This is a genomic window from Bradyrhizobium sp. 521_C7_N1_3 (genome assembly GCF_052075975.1).
Classification (GTDB): Bacteria; Pseudomonadota; Alphaproteobacteria; order Rhizobiales; family Xanthobacteraceae; genus Bradyrhizobium; species Bradyrhizobium japonicum.
Window position 1 is genome coordinate 9,358,831 of sequence record NZ_CP197232.1, and the last position, 14,960, is coordinate 9,373,790.

Annotated in this window: 9 protein-coding genes; 7 read left to right on the forward strand and 2 right to left on the reverse strand. The window is 65.0% G+C overall.

Annotated elements, in window-relative coordinates:
• Position 1: 1 nt before the first annotated feature.
• Entirely contained in the window at positions 2-994 is a 993-nt protein-coding gene (gene galE, locus AB7008_RS44425; RefSeq protein WP_071909477.1) for a UDP-glucose 4-epimerase GalE, read from the forward strand.
• Between the two features lie 225 nt (positions 995-1,219).
• Entirely contained in the window at positions 1,220-1,561 is a 342-nt protein-coding gene (locus tag AB7008_RS44430) for a hypothetical protein (protein ID WP_247315607.1), read from the forward strand.
• Here the strand turns inward: AB7008_RS44430 and AB7008_RS44435 are convergent.
• Positions 1,535-5,650 (reverse strand): bifunctional diguanylate cyclase/phosphodiesterase, encoded by a 4,116-nt coding sequence (locus tag AB7008_RS44435; protein WP_304491618.1) that lies wholly within the window; start codon positions 5,648-5,650, stop codon positions 1,535-1,537. The two genes, AB7008_RS44430 and AB7008_RS44435, sit on opposite strands and share 27 nt — an antisense overlap.
• Positions 5,651-5,945: 295 nt before the next feature.
• On the opposite strand from AB7008_RS44435, the gene AB7008_RS44440 reads away from it, so the two are divergent.
• The 3 genes from AB7008_RS44440 to AB7008_RS44450 are packed head-to-tail and all read left to right on the forward strand — an operon-like array spanning position 5,946 to position 9,185.
• Entirely contained in the window at positions 5,946-6,998 is a 1,053-nt protein-coding gene (locus AB7008_RS44440) for an Ldh family oxidoreductase (protein ID WP_304491619.1), read from the forward strand.
• Positions 6,999-7,017: 19 nt separating this feature from the next.
• Complete coding sequence (locus AB7008_RS44445; RefSeq protein ID WP_441260917.1) at positions 7,018-8,385, forward strand: LLM class flavin-dependent oxidoreductase; 1,368 nt, start codon at positions 7,018-7,020, stop codon at positions 8,383-8,385.
• 14 nt (positions 8,386-8,399) lie between these two features.
• Positions 8,400-9,185 (forward strand): fumarylacetoacetate hydrolase family protein, encoded by a 786-nt coding sequence (locus AB7008_RS44450; RefSeq protein WP_041954108.1) that lies wholly within the window; start codon positions 8,400-8,402, stop codon positions 9,183-9,185.
• A gap of 122 nt (positions 9,186-9,307) precedes the next feature.
• Here AB7008_RS44450 and AB7008_RS44455 read toward each other — a convergent pair whose 3' ends face one another.
• Positions 9,308-9,763 carry an Lrp/AsnC family transcriptional regulator gene (locus AB7008_RS44455; RefSeq protein WP_247315615.1) on the reverse strand — a complete coding sequence of 152 codons (456 nt, stop codon included), beginning with the start codon at positions 9,761-9,763 and terminating at the stop codon, positions 9,308-9,310.
• Positions 9,764-9,915: 152 nt separating this feature from the next.
• Between AB7008_RS44455 and AB7008_RS44460 the strand changes: the two genes are divergently transcribed.
• Both AB7008_RS44460 and iaaH read left to right on the forward strand, forming a co-directional pair.
• Positions 9,916-13,365, forward strand: a complete 3,450-nt coding sequence (locus AB7008_RS44460; RefSeq protein WP_441260918.1) for an indolepyruvate ferredoxin oxidoreductase family protein — start codon at positions 9,916-9,918, stop codon at positions 13,363-13,365.
• Positions 13,366-13,441: 76 nt separating this feature from the next.
• Entirely contained in the window at positions 13,442-14,860 is a 1,419-nt protein-coding gene (iaaH, locus tag AB7008_RS44465) for an indoleacetamide hydrolase (protein ID WP_441260919.1), read from the forward strand.
• The last annotated feature ends 100 nt before the right edge of the window (positions 14,861-14,960 follow it).

Consider the following 14,960-nt stretch of genomic DNA (forward strand, 5'->3'; position numbering starts at 1 on the left):
TATGACCGACCGACCGACCGTCCTCGTCACAGGGGGCGCGGGCTATATTGGCTCGCATGCCTGCCGCGCACTGTCTGCCGCCGGCTATCAGCCCGTCGTTTATGACAATCTCTCGACAGGCCATCGCAGCTTCGTCGCCGGTCCGCTGGTGACGGGCGACCTGCTCGACGGCGCCGCGCTGGCGCGCGCCTTCGCCGACCACAAGGTCACGGCGGTGATGCATTTCGCAGCGGCAAGCCTGGTCGGCGAGTCCATGACCGACCCGCAGAAATACTACATCAACAACGTCCAGGGCACGCTGTCGCTGCTGCAGGCGATGCGCAACGCGGGCTGCCAGCGCATCGTGTTCTCCTCGACCGGCGCCGTCTACGGCAACGCCGATTCCAAGGAGCTGCCGGAGGACTTCCCCTGCGCACCGATCAATCCCTACGGCGCGTCGAAATGGATGATCGAGCGCATGCTCGCCGATTATCGCGCAGCCTATGGCTTCGGCGCGTTCTGCCTGCGCTATTTCAACGCCAGCGGCGCCGACCCGGCCGGCGGCATCGGCGAGTTGCGTGACAACGAAACGCATCTCATTCCGCGCGCCATGATGGCGCTCCAGGGCCATGTCGACTTCGCCGTGTTCGGCGACGATTACGACACGCCCGACGGCACCGCGATCCGCGACTACATCCACGTCACCGACCTCGCGGCGGCGCATGTCGCAGCACTGAAGCTCCTGGAAACCGGACACGCCGGCGGCAGCTTCAATCTGGGCACCGGCTCCGGCTTTTCGGTCCGCGAGATCCTGAACGCCATCAGGCAGGAGACCGGGCGCGAGGTCCCGCACACCATGAAGCCGCGTCGCGCCGGCGATCCCACCTATCTGGTCGCCGATGCCTCCGCCGCGCGAAACGTGCTGAACTTCGTGCCGCGCCATTCCGATCTAAAGACGGTGATCCGGACTGCCTGGGCCTGGCACCAGACGGCGCATCCGCTCAGGACGCGCTAGACGGGCCCGTATTGCGACTTGCCGGTCGGGCCCCTGAGCGGCTAAAGAGATGATCACAGCCGGCGGCGGCGCATGTCCCGACCGCCGCATGTTGCTCTTATGACCGCCAATGGAAGCGGCATGTGAGGCTCCGCCGATAGCGCGAGCCTGTTCTTCACAGCGAAGGCCACGATCGAGTCCGGGCATCGGCCTGCTTTCAGGCGCGGCCCAGGGAGCACGGAGCGAATGCACCAGGCCGCAAGCCTGCAATTCGAGCGCGTGATGGACGAGCTCGTCCTATGGCACGCCGTGCCGGAGGACGAGCGCTCGCCGGCACCGGCCTGGTGGTGGGGACCCGCGATGGCGGTGGTCGACGCGCACGAGCCGATGCGACAGGTGTGGTGTTGCGAGCTGGGCCTCGGCGACGGCTCAAGCTTTGCCGAAGGCGCGCATGCCCTCCTCGAGCTGTTCGCCGAGCAAACCTCGCAGCCCTGGCCGGATGACTTTCCGCGCAAAGCGGACGTCAAGCAAGACAACGTCCGCGAGCTGCACCCGCAACCGTCAGATGACAGCGCGTTTCAGCCGTAACGCCGCGGCCTCGGTCGCAGCGAGGTCCTGCTCCGGCTGGAGCGGCGGTGCGACGGGCAGCTCCATCGGCCGCAACAGATCGGCCATCTGCCGCGCCGGCAGCGGCTTGGAAATGAGGAAGCCCTGCATCTCGTCGCAGCCATGGGCGCGCAGGAACGCCTCCTGCTCGGCGTTCTCGACGCCTTCGGCGACCACGGTCATGCCGAGCGCCTTGCCCATGCTGATGATCGCCTGCGCGATCGCCTGATCCTCCGAATCCTGCGGCAGGTCGCGCACGAAGGAGCGGTCGATCTTGATGGTATCGATCGGGAAATGCTTCATCAGCGACATCGACGAATAGCCGGTGCCGAAATCATCGATGGCGAGGCGGATGCCGCGGCTCTGGATGGCGTCGAGCACCTTCAGCGCGCGCCCGACATTGCGCATCATCATGCTCTCGGTGACCTCGAGCTGGAGCAGCACCGGCGACATGCCGGAGGCCGCCAGCGCCTCGTCGACGTCCTGCAGCAGATGTTCGTCGACAAACTGCCGCGGCGACAGGTTGACCGCCATCGACACCGGCAACAGGCCGCGGCGCTGCCAGGCCATGGCCTGCGCGCAGGCCTCTTTCACCACCCAGCGGCCGATCGGCACGATCAACCCGGTCTCTTCCGCAAGCGGGATGAACTGCGCCGGCGAGATGCTGCCGAGCTCCGGGTGCGTCCAGCGCAGCAGCGCTTCCACGCCGGTGATCTGGCCGGTCTCCATGTCGACCTTGGGCTGGTAGTTCAGCGAGAACTGCTCGCGCTCCAGCGCGCGGCGCAGCGCGCTCTCGAGCGACAGCCGCTCGATCGACTGCGTCTTCACCTCCTTGGAGAAGAAGCGATAGCCGTTCTTGCCGTCTTCCTTGGCGAGATACATCGCCATGTCGGCGTTCTTGGTCAGCGTCTGAACGTCGGAGCCGTTGGCCGGATACATCGCGATGCCGATCGAGGCCGTGGTGTGGCATTCGTGGCCGGCCAGCTCCATGGGCTCGGCGAGCGCCACGAGCAGCCCGGTCGCGATGCGCTGGACGTCGTCGATCTCACCGCACTGGTCGAGGATCACCACGAACTCGTCGCCGCCGAGGCGTGCGACCACGTCGGTTTCCCGCAGCGCACCGCGCAGCCGGTTCCCCACCTCGAGCAAGAGCAGGTCGCCGGCCTCATGGCCGAGCGAATCGTTGATGACCTTGAAGCGGTCGAGATCGATGAACAACACCGCGAAACGGTGATCGTGGCGCTGAGCTTGGTCGATCGCCTCCCGCAACAGCCCGTTGAAGGTCTCGCGGTTGGGCAAGTCGGTCAGGCTGTCATGCGAGGCGAGGTATTCGATCCGCTCGTCGGCCTCGTTCTTCTCGTCGGCGCGATCGAAATTCTCCATCGCGAAGGAGACGTTGTCGGCGAGGCGCTGCAACAGCTCGACGAATTCGGCCGTGAAGGTCTCCTGCTCGGTCGACATGTAGATCATGACGCCGACGGGCTGGCCGTGCGTGATCAGCGGGAACGCCGCACCCGAGCGCGCGCCGTCGCCCTGCAGGACGGCATGGAAGGCGCTCACGCGGCTATCGTTGACATAGTCGTTGCTGACACAGGGCTGCCGGGTGCGGAACGCGGTGCCGCTCATGCCGCGCCCCTCGGGCCGGTCGGCGTCGATGGAGAGACGAACGTTCCTCGTGGTCTCGGCGGACGGCCCGGCGGCCGCGACGATCGCGAGCTGGTCGCTGTCGGCCTTGGCGAGCGCAATGGTCGTCGAGGTGAACTTGCCGCCGGTGGACGCGGCCTGACACACCAGCTCGAACAGCTCGGCGCGCGACTTGGCCCGCACGATCGCTTCATTGGTGGCGCTCAGCGCGGCGAACATGCGCGTCAGGCGCTCCTTCTGCGCCTCGGCCCGTGACCGCTCCTCGGCCCGGGCGAAATTGTCGAGCGCAAAGGAGACGTTCTCCGCGAGGCGCCCCAGCAACTGGATGAGGTCAGGCGTGAAGGTGCCTTCGTCCGGCGAAAGGAACAGAAGGATGCCGGCGGCATCCGTTCCGTTCTTCAGCAGCGGGAAGCAGCCGCCGGATTTCGTCCCGTGATCCCGCGCGATTCGACGCCAGTGCGTCGCACGAACATCCGTGAGGAGCTCGTTCGCGACGCAAGGCGCCCTGGTGCGAAATGCGGTGCCGGCGAGCCCCCGTCCCTCGGGTTCATCGGCTGACGTCGCGAAACGCCAGCTCTCGACGTGACTACGGCACTCGCCCTTGGTGACGGCGATGTCGAGATAACGCCCCGTCGGATCGACCAAGGCGATGGTGGCAGACGTGAACGTGCCGCCGAGCACGGCGGCCTCGCACACGGCTTCGAACAACTCGGCGCGGGATTTCACGCGCATGATCGCTTCGTTGGTCGCGCTCAGCGCTTCCAACATGCCCCGAAGACGGTTGCGCTGCATCTCGGCCTTCGCCTTCTCGTCGGCGCGGTCGAAGTTCTCGAGCGCGAAGGCGACATTGGCCTGGAGCCGCTGCAGCAGCTCGACGAATTCGGGCGTGAACGTGCCGCGTTCCGGCGAGTTGAAGAGGAAGACGCCTTCGACCCTGTCGCCATTGAACAGCGGCAGCGCCGCGGAGGATCCGATCCCGTTGCGGCGCGCGTTGACCTGCCAGGGCTTGATCCGGTCGTCGGACAGCACATCATTGCTGATGCAAGGCTGGCGCGTGCGGAAAGCTGTTCCCGTCAGCCCTCGGCCTTCAGGTACCTGGTCGGACGTGGAGAATTTGAAATTTCGGACCATATCGGCGTTCGGCCCGTAGCAAGCAACGACGCGAAGCAGCTCGGTATCGTGATCGACGAGCGCGATGTTGGCCGAGGTGAACTTGGCGCCCTTCGCCGTCGCTTCGCAAACGAGGTCGAAGAGCTCGGCCCGCGAGCGTGCGCGCAGGATCGCCTCGTTGGTCGCGCTCAGCGCCGCGTACATGCGCGCCAGGCGGTCCTCCTCCTCGGCGATCCGTGCCTTCTCGGCCTCACGGTCGAAATTGTCGATCGCGAAGCAGACGTTCTCGGCGATGCGCAGCATCAGCGCGACAACTTCCTCGTCCTTCGCCCAGGACTGGCTGAGGAAGGACAGGATGACGCCGATGCTTTGGCCATGCTGGATCAGGGGAGCCGCGATACAGGCGGCAACGCCCGTATTGACATTAGCCTGCTCCCACGGCGTCCCCTTGGTGCGACGCGAGAGATCGCGTTCGACAAACGGCTTCTGGGTGCGAAACACCTCGCCGGAGATGCCGCGACCGTAAGGATTCTCGGGATCGACGGAGTAGCAGGTCCGGGCCACGATCTCCAGATTCTCACCGGTGCCGGCGACCGGCTTCAGCCAATGCGAGTCCTGCTCTTTCAGCAGAACGAATGTCGCCAGCGACTTGCCGCCGTGTACGGAAGCGTCGCACACGAGCTGATACAATTCATGCTCGGTCTTCGCGCGCAGGATCGCTTCGTTGGTCGCGCTGAGCGCGCCAAACATGCGATTGAGCCGTCGCGTCGCCCGCTCGCTGGTCTGCCGCGCGGTCTCGCGCGCGAAATTGTCCAGCGCATAGGAGATGTTGGCCGACATACGCTCGAACAGCGACACCATCTGCTCGTTCAGCGAGCCGGCTTCCCTGCGGGTCACAAACAGCACGCCGACGCTCTTGCCGTTGCAGAGCAGCGGCAGCGCCGCGGCCGCGCTGATGTGGGCCTTGGCCGCGCCCTCGCGCCACGCCAGCGAGCGAGGATCATTCAGGTAATCGTTGCTGATGCTCAGCTTCTGATCGCGAAAGGCTTCGCCGCCGACGCCCGACCCTTCGGGTGTGCCGGCTTCCGTCGTAATCACGATGGAGCGCAGCCGCGCAACGTCATCGCCACAGCCGGCCGCAAAGCGCAGCCGGCGGCCATCCGGCTCCACCAGAAACACGGCAACGGCCAGAAAGTCTCCGCTCGAAAACCCGGCGTCGCAGACCTTCTGGTACAGCTCGTCCGGCGATTTCGCGTAGAGGATCGCTTCGTTGATGGCACTCAACGCTGCAAAGGTGCGCGCGAGGGTCGTCTGCACGGTCTCAGCTCCCGGGCATTTCTGCCTAATTCTCCCGAGTACTTTATGAACGGCGACGGCCTAAGTGGTCGTTATTGCGCGCTGCAAACCCGCGATCAAAGTGAACGAGCTGCGAACGGCCGGCGCCAAACTGTCGGGAATGCCGCCGCACGGGAGGATTCTTCGGCCAAAGGCGCGCTCTCTTTGCGAATTTGCAGCCCTGTATTGGTTTACGGGAGATTGATATCGCTCCCACGCTTTGAGACGATAGCTTCCAACAAGCAGCCCGCTAAGGGCACAATGCCGAGGGAACACCATGCCCATCGTCAAGGCCGACCGACTCACGCTCATCAGCGCCGCACTGCTGCGGGCCGCCGGAGCTTCCGACGACGAGGCTGATGCGGTGGCCACAGGCTGCGTCAACGCCAACCTCGCCGGTCACGACTCCCACGGCGTGATCGCGGTTCCGACCTACATCGACCGCATCAAGGCCGGCCACATCGTGCCCGGCGCCAAATGGACCATCGTCCAGGAATCGCCGACCACGACCGTGATCGACGGCCAGTGGGGGTTCGGTTTCCACGTCAACGCCAAGGCGATGGCGCTGACGATCGAGAAGGCGAAGACGGCGAATGTCGCCGCCTGCACTGTGTTCCGGCAAAGCCATGTCGGCCGCCTCGCCGCCTATCCTCTGATGGCGATGCGCGAAGGCATGATCGGGATTGCGACGGCGGATTCCGGCCGCTCGCCGAAGCATGTAGCGCCGTTCGGGGGCAAGGAGGCTAGGCTCGGCACCAACCCGATCTCGATCGCGGTGCCGTCCGATCTCGATGCGCCGTTCTATCTGGACATGGCGACCTCGGCGGTGGCGGCCGGCAAGATCCAGCTCGCGGTCGCCCGCGGCGAGGAGATTCCGACGGGGTGGATCATCGATGCCGAGGGACGGCACACCACCGACCCCACGCAATATCGCAAAGGCGGCGCGCTGCTGCCGCTCGGCGGCACCGAGGGTTACAAGGGCAGCGGCCTCGCCGCGATGGTCGAGGTGCTGTGCGGCCTGCTCACCGGTCTCGGCTTCGGCGTCGAACCGACCGGCCGTCACAATGACGGCTGCTTCATGGCGGTGTTCAACGTCGCAGCGTTCCGCCCGCTGAAGGATTTCAAGCGCGAGGTCGCCGAATTCGCGCACTATCTGAAATCGACGCCGCCCTCCGAAGGCAGCAAGGGCGTGTACTATCCCGGCGAAATCGAGGGGTTGCGCGAGCAGCAACGCCTGCGCGACGGCATCGAGATCGAGGATGCAACCTGGGAAAAGCTGCGCGCGCTAGCGGGCGAGTACCGGCTCGATACGGTCCTCGATCTGGCCTGACGGAATTTAGGAGAACAGCATGACGCGGCAGATGGTACTGGTCGGCTTCCTCCAGGCGCAGAACTGCACGAATTTGCCGAGCTCGTGGCGGCATCCGGACTCGCGCGACGATTCGATGTCGGCGGACTATTATCAGGAGATCGCCAGGATCCTCGAAGCCGGCAAGTTCCACATGGCGTTCTTCGACGATCGGCTGGCGATGCCGGACCGCTACGGCAACGATCATGCCCACACCGTCGAATACGGCATCCGCTGCGTGAAGATGGATCCGCTGATCGTGCTGACCACTATGGGCATGGTCACCGACAAGCTCGGCCTCGGCGCCACTTGCTCGACCACGTATTACGAGCCGTTCGACGTCGCGCGCCGTTTCGCAACCCTCGATTTGATGTCCGGCGGGCGCGCGGGCTGGAACGTCGTCACCTCGCTCAATGACGGCGAGGCGCTCAACATGGGCCGCGATTCCCATCCCGAACATGATTCGCGCTACGACCGCGCCGACGAATTCATGGAGGTCGTGCTCGGGCATTGGGACACCTGGGAAGATGGCGCGCTCATCATGGACAAGACAAGCGGCCGCTTTGCCGATCCGGCCAAGGTGAAGCGGCTCGATCACAAGGGGGCGGCCTTCAAGTCCCGCGGACCCTTCACCGTACCGCGCTCGGACCAGGGCCATCCCGTCATCATCCAGGCCGGCGCATCCGGCCGCGGCCAGCGCTTTGCCGGCCATTGGGGCGAGGTGATCTTCACGGCCGCGCGCAATCTCGCCGGAGCCAAGGAAGGTTACGCCGCCGTTCGAAACGAGGCAGCCAAGGCTGGCCGCGATCCCGATCAGATGCGCCTTTGCAATTTGACGACGCCGGTCTGTGCCGCGACCAGGGCCGAGGCCGAGGACAAGATGGCGCTGATCAACAAGCTGCCGCTCGAGATCGACGCGCTGTCGCTGCTGGCCGAAGCGCTCAACTACGACTTCGCCTCCAAGGACCTCGACGAGCCGTTGACGACGGACGATCTGAAGAGCATGCAGGGCATTCTGGGCCTCCGCGACGGCGTGCTGAAGAATTCCGGCAAGAGCAATCCGAGCGCGCGCGACTTCGTCACCTTCTCCGGCCGCGGCCAGGTCCACGACGCCATGGTCGGCGGTCCCAAGGAGATCGCGGACAGGCTGGAAGAGATGTTCGTCGAGCGTGGTTGCGACGGCTTTGTCATCGCCGCGACCTATGTGCCCGGCTCCTATGCCGATTTCGTGCAACATATCGTACCGGAATTGCAGCGACGCGGCCTGTTCCAGAAGGAGTATCGGGGCAAGACACTCCGCGAAAATCTCGGGCTGAAGCGGCCCGCTGCCGGTGCCTGGAAGGTACGGCCGCGCGATGCCGCGGAATAATCGGAGGACCCGACATGCGCTGGCTGAAATTCACTGCCTCCGACAAGACCTCCTGGGGGCTCGTCGAGGGCGACCAGGTGATCGCGGTCGACGGCGATCCCTTTGGCGAATGGCAGCGCACCTCGCGCACGCATCCGCTGGCGCAGGTTCGGATCGAGCTGCCGCTGATTCCGCGCACGTTCTATTGCGTCGGCTTGAACTATCTGAAGCACCTGAAGGAAGCCGCCGACAAGCGCGGCGAGGTGCCGGCCGTCCCTGATAGACCCGAGATCGGCTACCGCGCCCAGAACGCGCTGATCGCGCATGACGAGGACGTCGTGATCCCGTCCTTTGCGACGGACAAGATCCACTATGAAGGCGAGCTCGTCGTCGTGATCGGCAAGAAGGTGAAGCACCTCACCAAACAAAATGCGATGGATTGCGTGTTCGGCTACACCATCGGCAACGACGTCAGCGAACGTAGCTGGCAGAAGGCCGACCGCAGCCTGTGGCGCTCGAAGAACGCGGACACGTTCAAGCCGATGGGCCCGTGGATCGAAACTGAGGCCAATCTGGCGAAAATGGAAACCGTCGTCCGGGTCAATGGCAAGGAGACCAACCGCTTCTACACCAACGACATGATCTTCGGCGTGGTGCCGTTCCTGGTCGAGCTGACGAAGTACTTCACGCTGTGGCCTGGCGACGTGATCTGGATGGGCACGGACGGCGCCTCGCCCGACATCGGGCACGGCGACGTGGTGGAGATCGACATCACCGGCGTGGGGACGTTGCGGAACAGGTTTGTGCGGGAACAGCGGTAGTAGAGGTGCCGTAGGGTGGGCAAAGCGAAGCGTGCCCACGGCATTCGTAATGGGGGCGAGATGGTGGGCACGGCGCAAGCGCGCCTTTGCCCACCCTACGGCACCACGGCACTTCCCGCGTCTCAAAACGGCAGCGCCACACTCGTCTTGATCTCCTTCAGCACCACGTTGCTGCGGACGTAACGAATGCCGGGAATGCGGAACATGAATTCGTCGAGGAAGCGGTTGTAGGCCACCATGTCCTGCACGACGACGCGCAAATGATAGTCGGCGTCGCCCGTGGTCGCGAAACACTCCAGCACTTCGCGCCGCGTGGTCACCCGCGCGACGAACTCGTCGACGAATTTGGCATCGTGCCGCTCCAGCGAGACATGCAGGATGGCCGACATCGCAAAGCCCGCCTGCTCGCGCGCGATCAGCGCCGCATAGCCCTGGATGACGCCGGCCTCCTCCAGCGCACGCACCCGCCGCCAGCACGCCGAGGTGGACATGCCGACCTCGTCGGCGAGCTGCTGATTGGTGGCGCGGCCGTCCGTCTGGAGATGGGCGAGAATCCGCGCGTCCTGCTCTTCAATCATTGAGCCCCCCGATTCGGTAACTCCTACCGAATTTTGCCGTCTTCCGCAAAATTTTACCGAATTATCGATCAAGACAGGGTGAATAGGCAAGACCTACCAGCCTCCCCGGCATACCCTTCCGTCATCAGGCAGGATGCCGCGCGAGGTCCGCCATGGACGCCGTTCCATCACTCGACAGCTACGAACTCTCAGACCGCTACGACCGCGAAGAGGGCCGTGTCTTCCTCACGGGCACGCAGGCCATCGTCCGCATCGCGCTCGACCAGGCGCGGCGCGACCGCGCCGCCGGCCTGAACACCGCCGGCTTCATCTCCGGCTATCGCGGCTCGCCGCTCGGCGGCGTCGATCTCGAGCTCTGGCGCATCCAGGAGCGGCTCAAGCGGGATCGCATCGAATTTCTCCCCGCGGTGAACGAGGACCTCGCGGCAACCGCGGTGCTCGGCTCGCAGCAGGTCGAGACGCAGGCAGATCGCGAAGTCGATGGCGTGTTCGGGCTCTGGTACGGCAAGGGCCCGGGCGTCGATCGCTCCGGCGATGCCCTCAAGCACGGCAACGCCTACGGCTCCTCGCCGCGTGGCGGCGTGCTGGTCGTCGCCGGCGACGACCATGGCTGCGTCTCCTCCTCGATGCCGCACCAGTCCGATGTCGCCTTCATGAGCTGGTTCATGCCGACGCTGCACCCCGCAAGCGTCAGCGAATATCTCGAATTCGGCGAATATGGCTACGCGCTGAGCCGCTTCTCCGGCATGTGGGTCGGCTTCAAGGCGATCTCGGAAATCGTGGAGTCAGGTGCATCCGTCGCGCTGCGCCCGCCACGCGTCTTCAACACGCCCGATTTCACGCCGCCACCGGGCGGACTGCACTATCGTTGGCCCGACCTGCCGGGCCCCCAGATCGAGGAGCGGCTGGAGGCGAAGAAGCACGCGGTTTACGCTTTTGCAAAAGCCAATCCGATCGATCGCCACATCTACGATATTCCCAACGCCACCTACGGCATCGTCACGACGGGCAAGGCGCATCTCGACTTGATGGAAGCCCTGCGGCTGATGGGCCTCGATGAAGCGGCCTGCCGCGACATCGGCATCGACGTCTACAAGGTCGGCATGGTCTGGCCGCTGGCGCTGCATGACGCGATGGACTTCGTGAAGGGCAAGCGCGAGATCCTCGTGGTCGAGGAAAAGCGCGGCATCATCGAGAGCCAATTCAAGGAATATTTTTACGACTATCCAGGCTCAAAGCCCGAACGCATGGTCGGCAAGCACGACGAGCGAGGGGCTCGGCTGATCTCCTGGATCGGCGAATTGTCGCCGCGCGCGCTCGCCGGCGTGCTCGCGCGCCGGCTCGATCCGATGTTCCCAGGCCTCAATCTCGCCGCACGCGCGGCCGGCTTGATGCCCGAGGCCGCGCGCACGATCAACGTCAGCGGTGCGACGCGCACGCCGTATTTCTGCTCCGGATGTCCGCACAACACGTCGACGAAGGTGCCGGAAGGCTCCAAGGCACTGGCCGGCATCGGCTGCCATTTCATGGCGAGCTGGATGGACCGCGAGACCTCCTCACTGATCCAGATGGGTGGCGAAGGCGTCAACTGGGCGGCGTCGTCACGCTTCACTGGCCACAAGCATGTGTTCCAGAATCTCGGCGAAGGCACCTACTACCACTCCGGCTCGATGGCGATCCGGCAGGCGATCGCCGCCGGGGCCAACATCACCTACAAGATCCTGTTCAACGATGCCGTGGCGATGACCGGCGGCCAGCCGGTCGACGGTCCCGTCAGCGTGCATGCCATCGCCCACAGCGTTCGCGCCGAAGGCGTTGGGCGCATCGCGCTGGTATCGGATGATCCCGCGCAGTTTTCTCCGGGAGACCTGCCGATCGGCGTCACCATCCATCCGCGCGAGGAGATGGACGCCGTGCAGCGCGAGCTGCGAGACATTTCCGGCGTCTCCGTCCTGATCTATCAGCAGACCTGCGCCACCGAGAAGCGTCGCCGGCGCAAACGCGGACAGATGGCCGACCCAAAGCGCTTTGCCTATATCAACGATCTCGTCTGCGAAGGCTGCGGCGACTGCTCGGTCGAGTCCAACTGCCTCAGTGTCGAGCCGAAGGAGACGCCGTTCGGTCGCAAGCGTCAGATCAACCTCTCGTCCTGCAACAAGGATTTTTCCTGTCTCAACGGCTTCTGCCCGAGCTTTGTCACCGTCGAAGGCGCGACGCGCCGGAAAAAGATCGCGAGCGAGACCGACGCCGTCGGTCGCGCGGCAACGCTTCCTCTGCCTGCGCGCGCAACGCTCGATCGTCCCTACGATTTGCTCGTGACCGGCGTCGGCGGCACCGGCGTGATCACGGTCGGCGCGCTGATCGGCATGGCCGCCCATCTGGAACGAAGCGGCGTCTCGGTGCTTGATTTCACGGGCTTTGCACAGAAATTTGGTCCCGTGCTGAGCTTCATCCGCCTTGCGTCAAGTCCGGATGCGCTGCACCAGGTCCGCATCGACCAGGGCGCGGCCGACGCGCTGATCGGCTGCGACCTCGTTGTCAGTTCCTCAGCAAAGGCGTCCGGCACTTATCGGCACGGCATGCGCGCCGCGGTCAACACCGCGGAGATGCCGACCGGCGACGTCGTCCGCTTCCGCGACGCCGATCTCGCCTCGCCTGCCCGCCTACGCGCGATCCGACAAGTCACTGGCAACGACAATCTCGACACCATCAACGCCAACGCGCTCGCCGAGCGGCTGCTCGGCGATGCCGTCTATGCCAACATCATCATGCTCGGCTTTGCCTGGCAGCGCGGACTGGTGCCGGTATCGCTACCGGCGCTGCTGCGCGCGATCGAGCTCAACGGCGTCGCGGTCGAGCGCAACAAGCAGGCCTTCGCCTGGGGCCGGATCGCCGCGGCTGATCCGGAGTTTTTGCCGGGGGGCGACGAGGCGCCCGAAGCCGAGACGCTCGATCAGATCATCGATCGCCGGGCCGATTTCCTCGCCGACTATCAGGACGCCGCCTATGCGGCGCGTTACCGGACGACGGTCGCAAAGGTCCGCCGCGCCGAAGCCAACCTGAACAGCGAGGCGCTGACCGAGGCGATCGCGCGCGCCCTGTTCAAGCTGATGGCCTACAAGGACGAATACGAGGTGGCGCGTCTGCAGATGCAGAGCGGTTTCCTCGGTGAGCTGAAGCGCGAGTTCGAGGACGGTTTTCGCATCCAATATCATCTCGCGCCACCGTTCCTGCCCTCAAAACCTGACGCACGCGGCCGTCCGCACAAGCGCGCTTTCGGACAGTGGATCCAGATGCCGCTCGCCATGCTGGCGCGGCTGAAGGGATTGCGCGGGACGCCGTTCGATCCGTTCGGCTACACGAATGAGCGGCGCACTGAACGGGAATTGATCGCCTGGTATGAAGGCCTGATCGAACGCATCCTCGGCCAGCTCGAGGCTGCTCATCTGCCCGACCTCGTTGCCGTCGCAAAGGCGCCGATGGAAATCCGCGGCTACGGACCCGTGAAGGACACCGCGATCGCCAAGGTGAAGCCCGAGGTCGAGCGGCTGCTCACGAATTTGGCGACATCGGTAACGCAAAAGATGCACGCCCACGGTTGACGCGGCACCAGTGAGGCCTCAGCCTCCGGCCTTTAGGTGGCGCCCTGTTGGCGCCCCTGCAATCGGATGACGTATCATGGATTTCGACCAGTTGACCCTGGGTCAGGCCGTCGCCGACCTGCGCGCCGGGAAAGTCACGAGCACCGCACTCACGACAGAAGCACTGAGCCGCGCCAAGGCCCATGCCGAGCTGAATGCCTTCGTCACGCTGGACGAGGCCGGCGCCCTGAAAGCCGCCGCCGCATTCGACGCGACGGCCGACAGGACAAAGCCGCTCGGCGGCGTGCCCATCGTGATCAAGGACAATATCGAGGTTGCGGGACTGCCCTGTACCGCCGGCACACCGGCACTGAAGGACTACGTTCCGAAAGCCGACGCGCCCGTAGTCGCGAAGCTGCGGGCTGCAGGCGCCGTCATCATCGGCAAGACCAGCATGCACGAGCTCGCCTTCGGCGTCTCCGGCTACAACACCGCGTTCAAGACCGGCGCGGAGTTCGGCGTGCGCAACGCTTATGACCGCACGCTGATTGCCGGCGGCTCCTCGTCCGGCACGGGCGCCGCGCTCGGCGCACGGATCGTCGCGGGCGGGCTCGGCACCGACACCGGCGGATCGGTCCGGGTCCCCGCCGCGCTGAACGGATGCGCCGCGTTGCGCCCGACGGCCGGGCGCTATCCGCAAGAGGGTATTGCGCCGATCTCGCACACCCGCGACACCGCGGGGCCCATGGCCGCGACGATGACGGATGTCGCGCTGCTCGATCGCGTGATCGCAGGCGGCGACGCGGTTGCGCCGGCTGATCTGAAGCAGGTGCGGATCGGCATCGCGAGATCGATGCTGACCAATCTCGATGCCGATACGGAAGCCGCATTCCACGCGGCGATCGCAAAAATGAAGGCGCAGGGCGTCACGATCGTCGAGATCGAGATGCCTGGGCTCGCCGAGCTCAACGGCCAGGCCAGCTTTCCCGTCGCGCTGTATGAGGCCTATGACGACATGGTCGCCTATCTCAAGCACACCGGGACCGGCCTCAGCATCGAGGCGCTGGCAGAGAAGATCTCCAGCGCCGACGTGAAAGGCATCTATTATGGCATGGTGATCCCGCGAAAACTGCCCGGCCCTGATGGCACCTTGGTTGACGCCAAGCCGATCTATGACGCCGCGATCAAGACCGCGCGGCCCGCGCTTCAGGCGCTCTACGCCAAGACCTTTGCCAACAACCGGCTCGACGCCATCGCCTTCCCGACCACGCCGCGCGTCGCGATTGCTTCCAATCCAGAGTCCAGCAGCCTCGAGAATTTCGGCCTGTTCATCCAGAACACCGACCCCGGCAGCAATGCCGGCATTCCCGGCGTCCAGATCCCGATCGCGCTTGGTGCGACGAGCAAATTGCCTGTCGGGCTTGAACTGGACGGCCCTGCGGGAAGCGATCGCCGCCTGCTTGCGATCGGCGTGGCGCTTGAGAGCGTGTTCGGGCGATTGCCGCCGCCGCGTTGACGGAATCGTAGGGTGGGCAAAGCGGAAGCGTGCCCACCTCTTTTCGAATCATGGAGAGATGGTGGGCACGGCGCTAACGCGCCTTTGCCACCCTACGGCT